Origin of the sequence: Haloarcula sp. DT43 (genome assembly GCF_037078405.1) — an archaeon.
GTDB classification, from domain to species: domain Archaea; phylum Halobacteriota; class Halobacteria; order Halobacteriales; family Haloarculaceae; genus Haloarcula; species Haloarcula brevis.
In genome coordinates, this window is record NZ_JAYMGZ010000001.1 from 543,933 (window position 1) to 561,025 (window position 17,093).

22 protein-coding genes and 1 pseudogene are annotated in these 17,093 nt (G+C 67.4%); 16 read left to right on the plus strand and 7 right to left on the minus strand.

The window, feature by feature from the left end; translation table 11 throughout:
- Positions 1-8 precede the first annotated feature (8 nt).
- The 7 genes from VI123_RS02910 to VI123_RS02940 are packed head-to-tail and all read left to right on the plus strand — an operon-like array spanning position 9 to position 6,103.
- A complete protein-coding gene (locus tag VI123_RS02910; RefSeq protein WP_336336560.1) occupies positions 9-947 on the plus strand; it encodes a carbohydrate ABC transporter permease in 939 nt (312 codons plus the stop codon).
- A complete protein-coding gene (locus VI123_RS02915; RefSeq protein ID WP_336336561.1) occupies positions 944-1,789 on the plus strand; it encodes a carbohydrate ABC transporter permease in 846 nt (281 codons plus the stop codon). The genes VI123_RS02910 and VI123_RS02915 overlap by 4 nt, the downstream gene beginning before the upstream one ends.
- A gap of 40 nt (positions 1,790-1,829) precedes the next feature.
- Complete coding sequence (locus tag VI123_RS02920; protein ID WP_336336562.1) at positions 1,830-2,981, plus strand: hypothetical protein; 1,152 nt, start codon at positions 1,830-1,832, stop codon at positions 2,979-2,981.
- 44 nt (positions 2,982-3,025) lie between these two features.
- A complete protein-coding gene (locus VI123_RS02925; protein WP_336336563.1) occupies positions 3,026-4,192 on the plus strand; it encodes a mandelate racemase/muconate lactonizing enzyme family protein in 1,167 nt (388 codons plus the stop codon).
- Between the two features lie 52 nt (positions 4,193-4,244).
- A complete protein-coding gene (locus tag VI123_RS02930) occupies positions 4,245-5,087 on the plus strand; it encodes an SDR family NAD(P)-dependent oxidoreductase (RefSeq protein ID WP_336336564.1) in 843 nt (280 codons plus the stop codon).
- A gap of 7 nt (positions 5,088-5,094) precedes the next feature.
- On the plus strand, positions 5,095-5,469 hold the full coding sequence (locus VI123_RS02935; protein ID WP_336336565.1) for a Rid family detoxifying hydrolase: 375 nt from the start codon (positions 5,095-5,097) through the stop codon (positions 5,467-5,469).
- 1 nt (position 5,470) lies between these two features.
- Complete coding sequence (locus tag VI123_RS02940; protein ID WP_336336566.1) at positions 5,471-6,103, plus strand: HAD family hydrolase; 633 nt, start codon at positions 5,471-5,473, stop codon at positions 6,101-6,103.
- 188 nt (positions 6,104-6,291) lie between these two features.
- Here VI123_RS02940 and VI123_RS02945 read toward each other — a convergent pair whose 3' ends face one another.
- From VI123_RS02945 to VI123_RS02955, 3 genes are all read right to left on the minus strand, one after another.
- Complete coding sequence (locus tag VI123_RS02945) at positions 6,292-6,723, minus strand: pyridoxamine 5'-phosphate oxidase family protein (RefSeq protein WP_336336567.1); 432 nt, start codon at positions 6,721-6,723, stop codon at positions 6,292-6,294.
- 121 nt (positions 6,724-6,844) lie between these two features.
- Positions 6,845-7,537, minus strand: coding sequence for a hypothetical protein (locus VI123_RS02950; protein WP_336336568.1), 693 nt, complete (start codon positions 7,535-7,537; stop codon positions 6,845-6,847).
- Between the two features lie 72 nt (positions 7,538-7,609).
- On the minus strand, positions 7,610-8,236 hold the full coding sequence (locus tag VI123_RS02955; protein ID WP_336336569.1) for a metal-dependent hydrolase: 627 nt from the start codon (positions 8,234-8,236) through the stop codon (positions 7,610-7,612).
- Positions 8,237-8,514: 278 nt separating this feature from the next.
- Here VI123_RS02955 and VI123_RS19265 point away from each other — a divergent pair.
- Positions 8,515-9,501: pseudogene (locus tag VI123_RS19265) on the plus strand (PAS domain S-box protein); the annotation flags it as partial.
- Positions 9,502-9,725: 224 nt separating this feature from the next.
- On the opposite strand, the gene VI123_RS02965 reads toward VI123_RS19265, so the two are convergent.
- Positions 9,726-9,908, minus strand: coding sequence for a hypothetical protein (locus VI123_RS02965; RefSeq protein ID WP_336336571.1), 183 nt, complete (start codon positions 9,906-9,908; stop codon positions 9,726-9,728).
- Between the two features lie 47 nt (positions 9,909-9,955).
- Between VI123_RS02965 and VI123_RS02970 the strand changes: the two genes are divergently transcribed.
- From VI123_RS02970 to VI123_RS02985, 3 genes are all read left to right on the plus strand, one after another.
- Positions 9,956-10,783: a bacterio-opsin activator domain-containing protein gene (locus tag VI123_RS02970; protein ID WP_407066983.1), complete on the plus strand. Its 828-nt coding sequence runs from the start codon at positions 9,956-9,958 to the stop codon at positions 10,781-10,783.
- A 108-nt stretch (positions 10,784-10,891) separates the two neighbouring features.
- Complete coding sequence (locus VI123_RS02980; protein WP_336336572.1) at positions 10,892-11,362, plus strand: DUF7344 domain-containing protein; 471 nt, start codon at positions 10,892-10,894, stop codon at positions 11,360-11,362.
- A complete protein-coding gene (locus VI123_RS02985) occupies positions 11,355-11,729 on the plus strand; it encodes a HalOD1 output domain-containing protein (protein WP_336336573.1) in 375 nt (124 codons plus the stop codon). Before VI123_RS02980 ends, VI123_RS02985 begins: the two co-directional genes overlap by 8 nt.
- A 119-nt stretch (positions 11,730-11,848) precedes the next feature.
- Here VI123_RS02985 and VI123_RS02990 read toward each other — a convergent pair whose 3' ends face one another.
- Together VI123_RS02990 and nikR are read right to left on the minus strand one after the other, a co-directional pair.
- A complete protein-coding gene (locus tag VI123_RS02990) occupies positions 11,849-12,166 on the minus strand; it encodes an RPA12/RPB9/RPC11 RNA polymerase family protein (RefSeq protein WP_336336574.1) in 318 nt (105 codons plus the stop codon).
- A gap of 142 nt (positions 12,167-12,308) precedes the next feature.
- Entirely contained in the window at positions 12,309-12,719 is a 411-nt protein-coding gene (gene nikR, locus VI123_RS02995) for a nickel-responsive transcriptional regulator NikR (protein WP_336336575.1), read from the minus strand.
- A gap of 120 nt (positions 12,720-12,839) precedes the next feature.
- Between nikR and VI123_RS03000 the strand changes: the two genes are divergently transcribed.
- From VI123_RS03000 to VI123_RS03015, 4 genes are read left to right on the plus strand one after another with little or no spacing between them, the layout of a single operon-like run.
- Complete coding sequence (locus VI123_RS03000; RefSeq protein WP_336336576.1) at positions 12,840-13,478, plus strand: energy-coupling factor ABC transporter permease; 639 nt, start codon at positions 12,840-12,842, stop codon at positions 13,476-13,478.
- Positions 13,478-13,786, plus strand: a complete 309-nt coding sequence (locus VI123_RS03005) for a PDGLE domain-containing protein (RefSeq protein ID WP_336336577.1) — start codon at positions 13,478-13,480, stop codon at positions 13,784-13,786. Before VI123_RS03000 ends, VI123_RS03005 begins: the two co-directional genes overlap by 1 nt.
- 3 nt (positions 13,787-13,789) lie before the next feature.
- Positions 13,790-14,584 carry a cobalt ECF transporter T component CbiQ gene (cbiQ, locus tag VI123_RS03010; protein WP_336336578.1) on the plus strand — a complete coding sequence of 265 codons (795 nt, stop codon included), beginning with the start codon at positions 13,790-13,792 and terminating at the stop codon, positions 14,582-14,584.
- Positions 14,581-15,393: an energy-coupling factor ABC transporter ATP-binding protein gene (locus tag VI123_RS03015; RefSeq protein WP_336336579.1), complete on the plus strand. Its 813-nt coding sequence runs from the start codon at positions 14,581-14,583 to the stop codon at positions 15,391-15,393. The genes cbiQ and VI123_RS03015 overlap by 4 nt, the downstream gene beginning before the upstream one ends.
- A 28-nt stretch (positions 15,394-15,421) precedes the next feature.
- On the opposite strand, the gene VI123_RS03020 is transcribed toward VI123_RS03015, so the two are convergent.
- On the minus strand, positions 15,422-15,949 hold the full coding sequence (locus VI123_RS03020; protein WP_336336580.1) for a phosphopantetheine adenylyltransferase: 528 nt from the start codon (positions 15,947-15,949) through the stop codon (positions 15,422-15,424).
- Between the two features lie 136 nt (positions 15,950-16,085).
- On the opposite strand from VI123_RS03020, the gene VI123_RS03025 reads away from it, so the two are divergent.
- Positions 16,086-17,075, plus strand: coding sequence for a VOC family protein (locus VI123_RS03025; RefSeq protein WP_336336581.1), 990 nt, complete (start codon positions 16,086-16,088; stop codon positions 17,073-17,075).
- Positions 17,076-17,093: the final 18 nt, after the last annotated feature.

Here is a 17,093-nt window from a genome sequence, read left to right on the forward strand (position 1 = left end):
CCACACAGATGAGCCTCGCCGAGGAGTACACTGACACGACAGACGCCTCGCGTCTCGAGCGAGGCCTGGCGTACTTCCAGCGCAACAGCCGGGCGTATCTCCTGATTGCGCCGACGGCCCTGTTCCTGCTGGCCGTCGTCGGCTATCCGATACTGGAGACGTTCCGCCTCTCGCTGTACCAGTCGCCCGCGGACTCGAACATAGAGACGTTCGTGGGCCTCCAGCATTACGCGGAAATCGTCACCAGCGACATCTTCTACCAGTTGCTCTGGCAGACGGGGCGCTGGGTCGTCGTCGGCGTCGCCGGCAAGACCGTCATGGGGCTGCTCATCGCCGTCCACCTCAAGGGCGACATCCGCGGCCGGAAGTTCTTCCGGACGGCGTTTCTCATCCCGTGGGGCATCCCGTACGCCATCTCGGCGGTCGTCTTCCGCTGGATAGAACACCCGCAGTTCGGCTTCCTCAACGCCATCTTGCTCAAGCTCGGCCTCATCGAGCAGGGCATCGGTATCCTCGGCAACCCCGACATCGCGTGGCTCGGCGTCGTCGTCGCGGACATCTGGATAGGGACGCCGTTCATGGCCATCATCTTCCTCGCGGGCCTCCAGTCGATTCCACAGGAGCTCTACGAGGCGGCGGCCATCGACGGGGCCGAGCGGTGGCATCAGTTCTGCTACATCACGCTCCCGCAGCTCAAGAGCGTCATCCTGATCGCGACGCTGCTGTCGACCATCTGGACGTTCGTCAGCTTCGACACCATCTGGACGATGACCGGCGGCGGCCCGCTCAGCACGACCGCGACGCTGGTCATCCACATCTATCAGGTGGGCCTCCAGAACGGGAACCTCGGACGCGGCGCGGCCTACAGCGTCGTCGGGTTCCTGTTCCTGTTCGTGTTCGCCATCATCTACCTTCGAGTCTACACCCGCGGGGGTGACGAGCTATGACGATGGCCGGCTACGATCGCAGCAGACTCCGCAAGGTCCGCCTCTACGGCGTGTTGCTGGCCCTGCTCGGGGTCATGATGCTTCCGTTCTACACCATGTTCTCGAGCACGCTCAAACCCGAGAACGAAATCTTCTCCGCGCCCGCGACGCTGGTGCCGTCCGACCCCACCATCCAGGCGTACCTCGACGTGTGGACCCAGACCGACGTGTTGCTCTGGATAGCGAACAGCTTCGTCATCTCGCTCGGGACCGTCGCGCTCACGCTCGCGCTGGCGATTCCGGCGGCGTACTCCTGTGCGCGTAACGACTTCGTCGGCAAGCGGACGTTCCTGCTGTCGGTCCTCGTCGTCCAGATGTTCGCGCCGGTGGTGTTGATCGTCGGCCTGTTCGACGTCATCACGCAGTTCGGCTTGTTCAACACCTACCTGGCCGTCATCATCCCGGCGGCGGCGTTCACCCTGCCGTTCAACGTCTGGATGCTGTACGGCTACTTCAAGACCATCCCGGTCGCGCTGGAGGAGTCGGCCCGCATCGACGGGGCGAGCCAGTTCCAGATTCTGACGAAAATCGTGTTGCCCCTGACCAAGCCGGCGCTGGTCGCGAGCATCACGTACACGTTCCTCTACGCGTGGAACCGGCTCCTGTTCGTGCTGACCTTCCTCACCGACAGCGCGAAGTACAACGTCCCGCGTGGCGTCTTCTCGATGGTCGGCGCGCTCCAGACCGACTGGCGGATGATGCTGACGGTGTCGGTCATCGGCATCGTCCCGCTGTTGATTCTGTTTGCCTTCCTCGAAGAGTACATCGTCGCCGGGATGACGGCGGGCGCGGTCAAGGAGTAACCGCCTCTACTTTTATTAGCGTTCCGGCGGACGGTGACGTATGGACTTCGCCACGTGGGCCTACCCGTGGGACGTGCTCGACGAGGGGCCTGAGCGCGTCGAGGCACGGCTCCGGGAGATAGGTATCGGGGAACTGAACCTCGCGACGAACTACCACACCGTCCAGGCCTTCGCGCCGCACAACCCCGAGCGGCGGACGCTGTTCGCTCGCGCGAGTTCGTACTTCGAGCCGGGACCGGACTACGGTCGGCTCGAACCCGTGCCCTACGAGGGGATGGACGGCGACTGGGTCGACGAAATCGGGGCCGAGCTGACGGACCTCGCCCTCACCTCCTGGACCGTCGGCTGCCACAACTCCCGGCTGGGGATGCGACATCCCGAGTACACGCTGGAGACGGCCCACGGCGACGACCTGGTGTTCGGCCTCTGTCCGTCCCAGCCCGCGGTCCAGCGATATCTCACCGCGCTCGTCTCGGATGTCGCCTCACGGCCGGGAATCGAGCGCGTGGAACTGGAGACGTTCGACTACTTCCACGGGACCGGCTGGGGGTGGCACCACCAGAAGATACACGCGCGGCTCGGGGCGCTCGGTGAGTTCCTCCTCGGCGTGTGTTTCTGCGACCACTGCCGGTCGAACGCGGCGGACGCGGGCGTCTCCGTCGATGGGGTCCGAGAAGCGGTGGCCGACACCATCGACGACATCGTCGCCGGAGCGATCGCACACGACCGGTCACCCGAGGCGTGGCTTCGCGAGCACGACGCGGTCGCCGCGTACGTTGACGTTCGTGAAGCGACGCTGGAAGGGGTGTTCGCCGACCTGCGCGCGGCCGCCGGCACCACGCCGCTTGGATACTACGTCGGAGCCCCCGAACCGGGCCGGGAGTGGATGGTCGGTGCCGACCTCGACCGACTGGCCGAGTACGTCGACTACTACTGCTTGCCGGCGTACGAATCGACGACCGAGGACGTGCTGGCGGCGTATCGCGCCGTCGACGAGGTCACGGCCGACACGCCGCTTCACGTCGGCCTCCTGCCCGGGCATCCGGCGATTCACGACCGGTCGACGCTCGTCGACATCCTCACCGAACTACAGGCGGCCGGCGTTCCGCGGGTGTCGTTTTACAACTACGGACTGTTGCCGTCGCGCTCCCTCGAGTGGGTCGGTGCCGCAATCGACGCGGTCGACGGGTAGCCGCAAACGGTACTTTCTTATCGCTTCCCGGACCAGGAGTGAGCATGGAGATAACTGACGTGACAGCCGTTACTGTAGACGTGCCGCTGGCGGGTCTCGACGAGCATCTCGGCATCGGCCCCTACGTGACGAACCACGGTCGACTGGAGTCGATGGAGCGGGTGCTCGTCCGCGTGGACACCGACGAGGGCATCAGCGGCTGGGGGGAGATGCGGGTGTTCCTCTCGCCCGAGGCCACCGAAGCGATTATCGAGGACGGCGTCGGCCCGATGATACAGGGCCAGTCGCCGTTCGAAATCGAGCGGCTCCGGCGACAGGTGTTCGTCGAGTACACCAACGTCGATATGTTCTTCGCGGCGGTCGAGACGGCCTGCTGGGACATCGTGGGCAAGGCGCTCGACCGGCCGGTGTACGAACTCCTGGGCGGGTGGACGGCCCCGACGCAGGGAACTCAACAGCACCGTCAGAACATCGAGGGCGACGACACGTCACCCTCGCCCGTCCCCGTCGCCTTCTGTCTCGGCATTCTCTCGCCCGAGGAGTCCCGCGCGAAGGCCCGCGAGGCCCTCGATGCCGGGTTCTCGGTGCTCAAGACGAAGGCCGGCCGGGACTGGCGACAGGACGTCGAGCGAATCGAAGCGATGCACGACGAGACGGACGGCCAACTGGAGTTCCGCCTCGACCCGAACCAGGGGTGGACGCTCGAACAGGCCGTCCGCGTCGGCGCGATGCTCGAAGACGCCGGAATCTACCTCCAGTACATGGAACAGCCGATTCGCGTCGACTCCCATCGCTCGCTGGCACGCCTCCGCCAGCGGCTCAGGCAGCCAATCGCGCCGAACGAGGACACCTATATCTCGCACAACATCCAGTCGCTCGTCGAAGCCGGCGCGATGGACGTCGGCGTCATCGACCTGACGCCGGCCGGCGGCATCAGCGGCATCCGTCAGCAGGCCGCGCTCCTCGAAGACGCGGGGGTGCCGTTCACCCATCACTGCGCCTTCGACCTGGGTATTCGCACCGCCGCGATTCTCCACGGCGTCACCGGTATCCCCGGGTTCTCGCTCCCGCCGGACTCGACGTACTACGGCTGGGACGGCGAAATCATCGAGCAGCCGTTCGAGGTCAGCGACGGGTGTCTCCCGGCCCCGGAGGGGCCCGGGCTCGGCATCTCGGTCGACATGGACGCGGTCGCGGAGTACCGATGCTGATGTCGGGGGAAGAACAAGCTTCAATAGGCACGCCGCTGATTCACTATCCACAATGGTAGAGCTATCGCTACAGGACCGTCCGGCAATCGTCACGGGTGCCTCGCGCGGGATCGGTCGCGAAATCGCGGCCCGGTTCGCCGAGTCCGGCGGCGACGTGGCCATCTGTTCGCGGTCGTACGACGACGTCGCGTCGGTGGCCGAGGAACTCACGGCGGCCCACGAGGGCCGCGTCGTCCCGGTCGAGTGTGACGTGACGGACCGAGAGGCGGTGCGGAACCTCGTCGACACAGCTATCGACGAGTTCGGCGACCTCCGAGTACTCGTGAACAACGCCGGGGCCTCGGTCGAATCGGCGAACGTCCTGCACCGCTGTGACGAGGAGACGTTCGAATCGATGGTCGACCTGAACCTCAAGAGCCAGTTCCTCCTGAGCAAGGAGGTCCTCCCGGCGATGGTCGCCGCCGGTGGCGGTTCGATGGTCCACGTCGGGTCCGTCAACGGCCTGTTCGGCATCGGCCTGTCGGGCTACTCGGAGGCCAAGAGCGGCCTCCTGGCGCTCTCGCGCAACATCGCCACCCACTACGGGCAACACGGGGTCCGCTCGAACGTCCTGTCGGCGGCGACAATCGAAACCGAGAACCGACGCAGGGAGATGGAGAACACCGATCAGCGGACCGGCGACTCCGGCGTCCGGGAGCGGTGGCTCGACCAGTACCCGCTCGGCCGCTTCGGGACGCCGGGAGAGGTCGCCGACACGACGCTGTTTCTGGCCTCCGAGCGGTCGAGTTTCATCACGGGCGAGAACCTCGTGCTCGACGGCGGCCTGACGAACAGCCTGCCGACCTCGTTCATCAACGAGATTTACGACGCGGACGAACGACCGACGACGGAGTAACCCCACAATGGACGAACTCACGACAGACGACGCACCTGACAGCATCGGACCGTACTCGCAAGGCATCGCTTCCGGCGACCGAATCTACGTCTCCGGGCAGGGGCCGGTCGACCCGGACACCGGCGACGTAATCGACGGCACCCCCGCCGAACAGACCAGACGGACGCTGGAAAACGTCGACGCGATTCTCCGGGCGGGCGGCGCGTCGCTCGACGACGTGGTGAAGGCGACGGTGTTCGTCAAGGACATGCGGTACTACGACGAGGTGAACGAGGTCTACGGCGACCTCATGTCCGCGCCGTACCCGGCCCGGAGCGCCGTCGAGGTCGTCAAACTCCCCGTGGACATCGATGTCGAAATCGAGGTCGTCGCAGAGCGATGAGATGACGCACCTCGTCGTCTTCGACCTCGACGGCACGCTCACGCGCCAGCGAGGCGGCTTCGAACTGCTACACACCCTGTACGGGACGACGTCCGTCGGCGAGGAGTTACAGGACCGCTTCGACGCCGGCGAACTGACGTTCGAGGCGTGGTGCCGCGAGACCGTCGACCACTGGCGAACCGCCGGAATCACCGCCGACGACGTCGAGCGGGCCGCAGCGGCAGTGACGCCGAAAGCCGGCGCGACGGACGTGCTCGAGTCCCTCCAGGGTGAGGGGGTACCGTTCGGTATCCTGAGCGCGGGCGTCGCGAATCTCGCCGCGCGGTTCGAGCGCTTCGACCCCGCGTTCGTCCGCGGTAATCGGATTCGGTTCGAAGACGGTGCTCTCGCCGGCATCGACGTCGGTGTCGGTCCGACCCAGAAAGGCGAGATACTGCGAGCGATTCGCCGAGACCGGCCGAACGTCGAAATCACGTACGTCGGCGACTCACACACCGACACCGAAGCGTTCGTCGAGGCGGACTCGGCGATACTGTTCGACCCTGACGACCGCGTCCCACCGGAAGCAATCGACGCTGCCGGCTCGACCGTCAACTCTAGCGATATCAGAGATATCGATGAACTTCGACTGTAGTCTAACGGCCACAAAATCAGGCTCTCAAAAACCTATACCGGAAAATAGAGCTATATTCTCGGAGAATGAAGTTTTATATCTTTATTTGGACCCAAAAATTCTTCAACATGGACTAGTACTTCAATATATGTGTATCTTTGGGACATTGTCGGACTAGCTGAGCCGAGGCCTTCGGCTCCGTGACCGTCTTACTCGACTGTTTCCCGGCCGAGAACGGTCCTCGGCGTCAGTTCGTAGAGGGAGAACTCGACGTTCTCGATGGCCTCGTCGAACAGTCGAAACGGCTGGAACCACTCGTTGAGCGTCGTCTCGTCGACGCTCCCTTCCCACTCCCGAATCGGCCCACGAACGTGGATGCTCCACGACCCGTCCGTGGACGCCTCGTAACAGACGAACGTGGCAATCTCGGTCGTTTCGAGGAATTTACCCTTCTCGGTCCGGTCGTCGTGCTCGCTCACTCGGAGCAGGAACCGGTCGCCGTCGTAGTGGTAGCTCAGCGGAACCGCGTACGCTTCGTTGTCCGCTGCGAGCCCCAGAACGCCGTGTTCTCCCGCTCGAAGGCGGTCGTCGACGTCGGACTCGGTCATTCCGCTGGTGTAGACGTATTCGACGTGCTCCATGGGGAACTGCACGTGGTGGACCGTCAAATAGGCTCCTCGCTGTGAGGGCCGGTCGCGCTCTCGGCGGCGTGTGAACGGCGAGGGCACGACGCTGTCACCCCGAAAACGGTGTCGCGCCCGGTCAGGCCCGCATCGCGCTTCCGAGTCCGACCATCATCAGGACGGAACCACCGAACACGACCCCACCAGTACCGAGCAGCACCGCTCCCGTCGCAACAGGGAACTGTTCCACGAGTGGGACGAACACGCGCAGGTCGGTCGCGAGTATCAGGAGGGCTCCCACGAGGTCGAACCCGAGGTCGGCAGCGGTGTCGCGCCAGCCGTAATGGACCAACACCGGTTCGATGTCGAACCGCTCGCCGGCTTCGCGGGCGACCAACTCGATGAGTTCCCAGAAGACCCCGATTGCGAACGTGGATGCGACGGTCACGGGCGCGGCCGGTCCGGACCCGTCGACGCCGAGCAGGACCGGGAGCGCGACGATAGTGCCGGCATAGAGTAGTGCCGCGACGAGCGCTGCGGAAACCGTATGCGTGAGGTGGTCCCACCACCACGTCGATTCGTACAGCCCCAGCATGCCAAGCGAGTGGAGGAACCCCGCGGCCCCGAGCCACACGGGGAGCACTGGGCCGAACGCCACACTCCGAGCGAGCACTATCTGGAGCCCGAATTCGGCGACGGCCGGCAGCAGAGCCAGAACGAACGCTCCGGCGGCGTTGATGGCTGCGGCGACGTTTCGGCGTCGGACCGCGACCAGAAAGAGAACGAAAATCCCGGTCTGGAGCGAGATAGCGAGTGCTGTGGCCTCAACCATCAGCGTTCACGGCTGACCCAGACCCGGAGAGGGCAAGACTCTTTGGTCGGTGGAGAGGTGACGGCCGCCGTGTCACCCCTCGACTTCGCGGTAGCGAGTGGGCACGTACGCGAGCAGGTGGTCGGGCAGGTGCGGCGCGAGCACGTCGTCGACGATTGTTGCGGCGAGCGTCGGCAGCAGACGCCGGACCGCCGTGTACACGACAGCGACGGTCAGAGTCCCGAGGACGACCTGTCGGAGGGGGTCGCCGAGTGCTACCAGAAGTGGCACAGCGAGCGTGAGCGAAACCAGAAGGTCGGCGGGCGAGCCGTCGTATCGGACCCAGCGCCTGGGTTCAATCCACTGGTCCCGGTAGTGGTCGTACACGGCGCGGTCGGACGTCGCCTCCCAGGGGCGCAACTCCAGGCCGCCGCCGAAGATATCGGTAACGCTGTGGACGGCCGCCCCGGCGAGGAAACACGTCGCGGCGACGGTCGCTATCGACGGGGACAGCCCGGCAACCACCAGTGCCAGGAGGGCGAAGGCGGTGTAGTACACCGGATAGTGAAGCGACTTCCGGTGGCCGGCATACAAGTCCGCGTCCGGGAACACGCCACCCAGAAACCCCGCGACGAGGGCGACCCCGGTGAACTCCGGCGCGACGAACGCGACGGACAGCGCCAGCGTCATTCCCCCGAGCGCATGGGTGGGGAGCATCATTGTGTCCCATCGAAGGGGACGCAACTCAATCAGTTTGTCGGTGGACTGAACCTGGGTGTCGCCCTCGACAGACGGAGAACGGCCCCCGGGACATCGCTGGTGGCGACGAACTCGTCGTCGCGGTCACGGAAAACCACACCTGGAACCACCTCCGTGAAGGGTGACCGAGCGCGGGCTAGCGGCTTCGACTCCCCAGCAACGCTGAGACGGCCGGGGGAACGCGCCCGACCCGTTTCCGTTGACAGCATCCTTTTGCTCGTCGGGGTACAATCAGTCTCATGGGTTCGTCCGTACCATCGCCGGCCGCGGTCCGGGCGGTCTTCGACCGGCTCGGTCCCCCTGGGACCCCGTTCACGACGCCGGAGATTGCCGCAGAGTTCGACTGTTCCGGCCGGACAATCTACAACCGACTCGACACGCTCGCCGACGAGGCCGACGTCGAGACGAAGAAGGTCGGTGCCAAGGGACGGGTGTGGTGGATACCCGTCGAAGGACGGCAGGAGCACCGTGGGAGCGCCCCCGAGAGACGCGCGCGGGGTCGCGCTCACCCGGTGTTCGACTCGGCGCTGGTCGGTGTCGTCGTCTGGGACGACGACGGAACGATTGTGGACGCGAACGACGCCTTTCTCGACATGGCGGGGCTCGATTACGAGGCGGCACTGGGGACCTCCCGGCGGGACCTCACCCCGGCAGAGTTCCGCTCGGACCCGGAGCGACGGGCCGAGCAATCCGAGGAGACCGGCGGTGTCCCAGAGAAGCCGTACTGCCGCGCTGACGGCTCGCGGTGGTGGGGGGCCGCCGACGCGCGACCGCTACAGGATGGCTGGACCGTGGAGTTCGTCGTCGACGTCACCGACCGCAAGGAGACCGAGCGAGACCGCCGCGAGAGCGAGGCGGCGCTCGAACGGCTCAACACAGCGGCCCGGCGGCTGAGCGACGCGGAGGCGGCGACGGTTGCCGACTCTGTCGTGCCACTCGTCCGGGACGTCTTCGACGTGGAGTACGTCGCGCTCTGGCGGTACGACGACAGCAGCGGTGCCCTCGAAGCGCACGCCGTCGACGTGGACCCGGAAGCGGACATCCGGGCGGTCGAGGTTTCGACCGGGATGGCCGGGCAGGCCTGGGAGACGTTCGTCGGGGCCGCCCTCGACGTGTGGAACGACCGCGACGCCCCGGCGGACGAGACCGGGCCGTTGCGAAGTCGCGTGTTCGCCCCCCTCGGCCGTCACGGAGTCCTGTGTCTCGGCTCGACGCGGCCCGACGCCGTCGACGAGCGAGCGGTCGCCCTCGTGGAGACGGTCGCGGCGACAATCGAGACGGCGTGGGACCGCGCCGCTGGCGACGCGGAGCTGGCGGACCTGCACGAGGAGGTGACCCGCCTCGACCAGCTCAACACGCTCATCCGGGAGCTAAACCAGGCGCTCGTAGCCGCCGACACCCGCGAGGGCATCGAGGACGCGGTCTGTGAACGGCTGGCGGCGGGCGACTCCTACGAGTTCGCCCTGGTCGGGACGTTCGACCCGGACGAGGGGACCGTCCGCCCGCGGTCGTGGGCGGGCGTCGACGCCAGTACCGTCGAGGCCCTCTCGACCCCGGGTGACGATTTGGGGTCCGCCCCGGACCCCTTCGTGACCGCGATTCGGACGCGCGAGATGCGGATTATCGAGGACATCGCCACCGACGCGCGAACCGGGCCGTGGCGGGCGCTCGTGTTTCAGCATCCCGCTCGCTTACGAGGAGTCGGTCTACGGCGTACTCGTAGTGTACGGCGGGTCGCCGGCCCGGAACTCCCCGGACGCGCGGGACACGGAGGTCCTCGCCGAACTCGGGGAGACCATCTCACACGCGATTCACGCCGTCGAACACAGGGCGGCCCACCGGACGGACAGCGCTGTCGAACTCACGCTCCGAACGACGGCGACGGAGTCGCCGCTGTCCCGCCTCGCCCGGGTCACTGGGGCCGAAATCACGTTCGAAGGGGCGGTGTCGGGGGCAAACGAGACCCCGACGGTGTTTTTCACCGCGACGGGAGCCACGCCAGCGGCCCTGCTCGCCGCCAGCGACGACGTGCTGGCGGTCGAGGAACTGACCCACGTCGCCGACCGCGAGGACGGGAGCCTGTTCAAGGCCCACCTGTCCGAGCCGATTCTGGCGTCGCACCTGCTCAAACACGATACGACGGTGCGCTCGCTACATGTCGACGCGGCGGCTGCGACAATCGTCGTCGACCTTCCGGCGTCGGCCGACGTCCGCGAGGTCGTCGAGGACGTCAGGCGGGACGTGCCGGACATCGAACTCCTGTCGCGCCGAACGCGGACGCGGTCACCCGAGGCGGGTGGCGTCTCACAGCCGACGGTGCTGGACCGATTGACGCCACGCCAACAGGAGGTTCTCCAACTGGCCTACCGGAGCGGCTACTTCGAATCGCCCCGCGTCCAGACCGGGCGGGACCTCGCTGACGCGCTCGACATCTCGCCGTCGACGTTCACGAAGCACATCCGCGGCGCGGAACGTGGCGTCCTGGACGCGGTGTTCGCCGGCGGGTAGGAACGACGGTCGTCGGTGGACCGGAGGCTAGATAGTTCGGACTCGGCCCGCAACAGGGCGAACATTTTCTCGACAGCCTTTTCGTCCCTTACCGTGCTTCGGGGACCCATGGTTGGAGATGGCGGGGAGCCGGAGCGAGGGGACGAGGTGCAGCAGGCGGTAAACGAGTACATCCGTGAGCTCCCCACTCCTCCCGAGGCGGTCCTGGAGATGGAGTACGTGTTCGAGACGCTCGCCCACCCGCGGCGGCGGTACCTGGTTTACTCGCTGCTATCGAGTACCGAGTGGACGCTCCCGGAGTTGGCGACCAAACTCGTGGCGTGGGAGCAGGACATCGACGAGGAGGCCGTCACCGACACAGACCGCGACGACATGTTCACCTCGCTCTATCACGCGCACATTCCGAAGCTCGTCGACCACGACATCATCACGTACCGGAGCGGGGACGAGAGCACAATACTCGCCGACGTGAACGCCGTGCAGGTGCTCGCGGCCCTGGAGGGACTCGGCGCGAGTGTCGACGCCGCACAGGAGGTCCACGCTCGGAGCGACTACCACGGGGAGCAAACCGATGACTGAGAACGAAGACTCGACGTCCACGGGAGAGGACGCACAGTTCGGGAGCGACACGGAGCGGGGGCCTGAAACGACGGACGGTGGCTGGGCGTTCATCACCCAGTCACACTACGACCCGGCGACGACCAGAGACATCACGACGGTCATCGTCGAGGCCATCGCTGACGCAGAGGGGGTCTCAGTCACGGAGGTCCTCTCGCCGCCCCTCTACGAGGTCATCGACGCCGCGGCCATAGAGACCGCGCTGTTCGGGCGGCCCGACGTTTCGGAGGACAGCACGGAGTCGACCGTCGAGTTCCGCTACAACGAGTACAAAATCGAGGTCAAAGCGGACGGGTGGGTGACGGTCTCGACCCGGGCCGACGAGTAGACGGCAATCTGTGGGTCGCTGTCGAACCGCATACGGAACCGACTCGCAATTCTACGACCGGGTGATGCGCGTCTGACCCGGAGGGCCGCGGGTATTTCGGCGGCACTCGCAAGGGCCTGTCAGGACTCGCGCCACTTGTGGCCACACTCGACGCAGGTGAACAGTCGAACCTCGTAGGAGCCGCCGGGCTTGGGAAGCATCTCGTAGTAGGCCCGGTCGCTGTCGCAGTCGGCCGCCGGACACGGCTCCTGCACCGTCTCGGTGGAGTCCTGGGTGGCGTCGGCCACGGCGGGTGCCCCGTCGTCCCGCTGTCCGTCCTGGGTCGCCATCGCCGCCTCTGCCTGCGAATCCCGCGGCTCCTCGTTCTCACAGGAGCGACACACCCACGCGTCGCCCTCCGTGTGCATCAGCGACCCGCACTCGTCACAGAATTGCATATACCGGACGAACGGACGGTCGTCGGAAATATCTGTCAATTTCCGCTGTGTCTGCGCCCGCTGCGGTCCGGCGCTCCCGGCAGGCGGCCCCGACCGAGCCGGCAACGGTCACCACCTCGTCGCGTACGACCCGCGTCAGATATTACTCGTCCACGACGACGACCTTGACCTGCTGGACGCCCCCGATTGCGCGGAGCCGGTTGGCCAGTTCGGTGATGCTGTCGCCCGCGCCCGCGACGACGAGCGTCTCCATGCAGGTGTCGTGGGAGAGGTGGATGTGCTGGACGGACGTGATGATGTCGGACATCTCGTGTTGGACCGTCTGGAGTTCGTCGGCGATGCCGGAGACGTGGTGGTCGTGCACGATGACGATGGTCCCGTGGTGGTGTTGCTCGTCGCCGGACTCCCACTCGTAGGTCGCAAAGAAGTCACGCAGCGAGTCGCGGATGGCTTCCGACCGGCTCGCGTACTCCCACTCGTCGACGATGCCGTCGAGCCGGTCGACCATCGACGAGGGGAGCGTCAGGCTGATCCGGTCGAGGTCCTCACTCATGCCTCTCGATAGACGCGGGCTGGCATATGGGTTTCCGGGCTTCGGTAATACTCTCCCGGCGTCGGTAATACTGCTCGATGAAGAAGTATTATTACGGCCCCGGAGCCAGACCTGGGTAGCATGCACATTCCTGACGGGTACATCGACCTGCCGCTCGCACTGCTTTTCGGCGCGCTCACGGTCGTCGTTCTGGGCGTCGCCGCGAAGCGCGTCAACGGCGAGGTCCCCGACGCGCGCGCACCGCTGCTCGGCGTCGTCGCGGCGAGCATCTTCGCCGCGCAGATGCTCGACTGGCCGATTCCGGGCGGCACCAGCGCCCACTTCGTCGGGGGCGCGTTCGCGGCGATCCTCCTCGGGCCGCACCTCGGCGCGCTCTGTGTCGCGACCGTCGTCGCGATTCAGGCGCTCGTCTTCGGCGACGGCGGGCTCGTCGTCCTCGGCGCGAACGTGTTCAACATGGCCGTCGTCGAGGTGTACGTCGGCTACGCCGTCTACCGCCTGCTCGTCCCCTACGGCGAGTTCCGCGCCGCCTTCGCCGCCGGCTGGCTGGGCATCACGGCCGGCGCGGTGACCGCCGCCCTCCAGCTCGGGCTCTCCTCGGCGTTCCAGTACCAGTTGCTGACGACGCTTTCGATAATGGGCGTCGGGCACCTCGCGCTGGGGCTCATCGAGGGCGCTATCACCGCCTCCGTCTATCGCTATCTGGCCCGCGCTCGCCCCGACCTGCGGCCTAACGCCGCCCCCGAGGTGAGCGCGTGATGCGCCTGCCGGACTGGCTCCCCCGCGCGCTCGCCGCGCTGCTGGTCCTGACGCTGCTCGCGCCGGTGTTCGGCTGGGCGGCCGGTCAGGTCGGCTACGCCGAACCGCTGGCGAACGCCGCCGAGGCGACCGGCGCGACGGACCACGCCACCGCCGTCGGGACGGCGCTGTTCCCCGACTACGGCGTCCCCGGTCTCGGCGGCGCGACGGGGACGTTCGTGTCGGCGGTCGTCGGGACCGCGCTGACGCTCCTGCTCGGGGGCGCTATCGGTCGCCTGCTCGGGGCGGACACCGACAGGCGGCAGTAGCGCATGGGCGGCAGCGACCTGCTCGACCGGACCGTCGCGGCTATCGCGGCCAGCGCCCAGTGGTTCCTGCTCGCGGAGGACCTGCCCGACCGGGCCGGGTTTCTCCAGGCCGTCACGCCGACAGTCAAGCTCGTCGGCGTCGTGGCGCTCGTCGCGCTTACCGTGACACAGCGGACGCTGGCAGTCGTCTGTGCGCTCGCGCTGTTGGCCGCGGCGCTCGCGGCGCTCTCGCGGGTCCCGGTCCGCACCTTCCTCGGCCGGCTGAGCGGTCCGCCAGTCTTTGCGGTCGTCGTCGTCGCGCCACAGGCGGTTCTGATGGGCGGTCCCTCGCTGGGGTCGCTCCCGCTCTCGGCCGCCGGCGTCGACTACGTGCTCACGTTCGCCGTCCGCGTGACCGCGTGTGTCGGCTTCCTGTCCGTCCTGCTGTTGACGACCCGCTTCGCCGACCTGCTGGCGGCGTTCCGTCGACTCCGGGCCCCCGCCATCGCCGTCTCCCTGCTCGGCATCACGTACCGCTACCTGCTCCTCTTTTTCGCCGAACTGGAGCGGATGGTCCGGGCCCGCCGGAGCCGGACCGTCGCGGAGCCGAGCCTCCGGCGGAACTGGCGCGACTCGGGGCACTTCGTCGGCTCGTTTCTCGTCCGGAGCCTGGAACGCGGCGAGCGGGTCCAGCGGGCCGCCCGCGCCCGCGGCGGCACCGGCTCGACGCCGGTCCGGCCCCGGGAACCGCTCGGGCGGGCCGACCTCGCCTTCGGGCTGGTCGTCGCGCTCGCCGTCGCGGTGGTGGTGGTCGCGTGACCGCTATCGAAGCCACTGGCCTCCGGTACGCCTACCCCGACGGGACGCTGGCCGTCGACGGCGTCGACGTGACCATCGACCGCGGGGAACGGGTGGCACTGCTCGGCCCGAACGGGGCCGGCAAGTCGACGCTGCTGGAACTGCTCGGGGGCCTGGTCGAGCCCGACGGCGGCCGGGTCCGGTACTTCGGCGAGACGACCGACGCCGACACCGTCCGCAGCCGGCTGAGCGTCCTCACGCAGAACCCCGCGGACTACCTGTTCAACCCGACCGTCCGCGAGGACCTCGCCTACGGACCGGCACAGCTCGACTGTGGCCGCGCGGAGGTCGACCGCCGCGTCGAGCGGGTCGCGGACCGGCTGGACCTCCACGGGCTCCTGTCGAAGCCGCCGTTCCGGCTCAGCGGCGGCGAACAGCGCCGGGCCGCCCTCGCCAGCGCCCTCACCGTCGAACCGGACGTCCTGCTGCTCGACGAGCCGGTGAGCAACGTCGACGCCGCGAACCGCGCGACGGTGCTGGACCTGCTGGACGACCTCGCGGCCGAGGGCGTCACGCTCGTCGTCTCGACGCCGGACACCGAACTCGTTCCCCACGTCGCCGACCGGGTGCTGTTGCTCGATGCGACCGGTACGGTCACCGCGAGAGGGGCCGCCCGTGACGTACTGACCGACACCGACCTGCTCAGAGACTGTGACCTCCGCCCGCCACAGGTCGTCAGGCTGTTCGAGGGGCGGACGGCGGACGTGCCACTCACCGTCTCCGAGGCCGCCGGACGGCTCGACGCGGGGCGTCCGGACACCGTCGAGTGACGCCGCACCGGGGCGACCGGCCGCCGCGTCACTCAGACCCGTCGAGCAGGCGACCGTGGACGTCTATTTCACCGTTCCGAATCCGCGTGCTGCTGATTCGCGTCCCGTCTTCGGCGACGACGAACGGCGGCGTGTGGACTTCGAGCGGTCGGCGGCCCGCGTCCAGCCGCTGCCGATTGAGTTCGTGGGCGCGTCGCTGCGCCTTCGCTTCCGGCGAGGCGACGAGGGCATCCACGTCCGCCCGGGTCGCGGCCGGACCCTGCGTGTCGTCCAGCCGGAGCACTTCGTAAGTGGCGGTGTAGGCCTCGCTCAGTTCGCGCAGTTCGGTCTCGAGGGCGTCCCGTCGGTCGTCGTACGCACCCAACTGCTCGGCGTGTGTCGGGTCGCTTCGCGTCTCGGTCGCCAGGTCGGAACTCGTCAGCCCGACGATGACGTGGCCGTCGCCGGGGCCGTCGTGGCTCGCGGTCTGAAACGCCTTGTGCAGGAGCGCCCGGTGACCGTTGTGAATCGGTGTGAACGTCCCGCCGAGAATCGCTGTCCGGTCCGCGTCTGCCATACGCGACTGTCCCGCCAACAGTATATATAATTGCGGTCCGTGGCGGGGCGGCGCGTGCGCGGCGTCGACACTGGGCGTGGCCCGGTAACACTCGCGTCAGCAGTAACTCAAGTACCTCCGGAACGTACTCGGAGTAATGACTGCCGCCACCCCCACGCCGGGTATCCACCACGTCACGTGTATCGCGAGCGACCCCCAGCAGAACATGGACTTCTGGGTCGAGACGCTCGGGCTCAGGCTCGTCAAGCGCTCTATCAACCAGGACGACCCCAGCACGTACCACTTCTTCTTCGCCGACGCCGCGGGGAACCCCGGAACGAGCATGACCTTCTTCCCGTGGGAGAACCACTCCCAGGGGAAGGTCGGCTCCGGACAGGTCTCACGCACCGCGTTCCGGGTGCCCGAGGGGAGCCTCGACTACTGGGAGGGCCGTTTCGACGAGTACGGCGTCGACTACGACGACCGCGTCGAGCGGTTCGGCGAGACCGTCCTCCCGTTCCGGGACCCGGACGGGCTGCCGGTCGAACTGGTCGAAGTCGAGATTCCCGGGGACGACCCCACCGAACCGTGGACGGAGTTCGTCCCCGAGGACGCCGCTATCCGGGGGTTCCACTCCGTGACGCTGTGGCTCGCCGACCCCGAACCCACGGAGGACCTGCTCCGGACGATGGGGCTCGAAGAGGTCGGCACCGAGCAGGCACAGGGCGACACGCCCGGCGACCAGCGGACCCGCTTTGCCGCGCCAGGGTCCGTCGGGAAGTACGTCGACGTGTTGCCGACCATCGAGGGCGGGCGGCAGGGCCACGGCACGGTCCACCACGTCGCCTTCCAGACGCCGACAGACGAGGACCAGCAGTCGATGCGCGAGGCCGTCCGCGGGGCGGGGCTGCGCCCCACGTCGCAGATAGACCGCCACTGGTTCCGGTCGGTGTACTTCCGTGAGTTCGGCGGCGTCCTGTTCGAACTCGCCACGAGCGGCCCCGGCTACGACAGCGACGAACCGCTCGACGACCTCGGCGGTCGGCTGGTGCTCCCCGGGAAGTTCGAGGACCGCCGCGAGGAAATCGAAGCCGGCCTCACTGACGTGACGATTCCCCGAGCGGAGTCGGCCGAAGCCGACGACTAACGCCGTGAGACGGCCGGT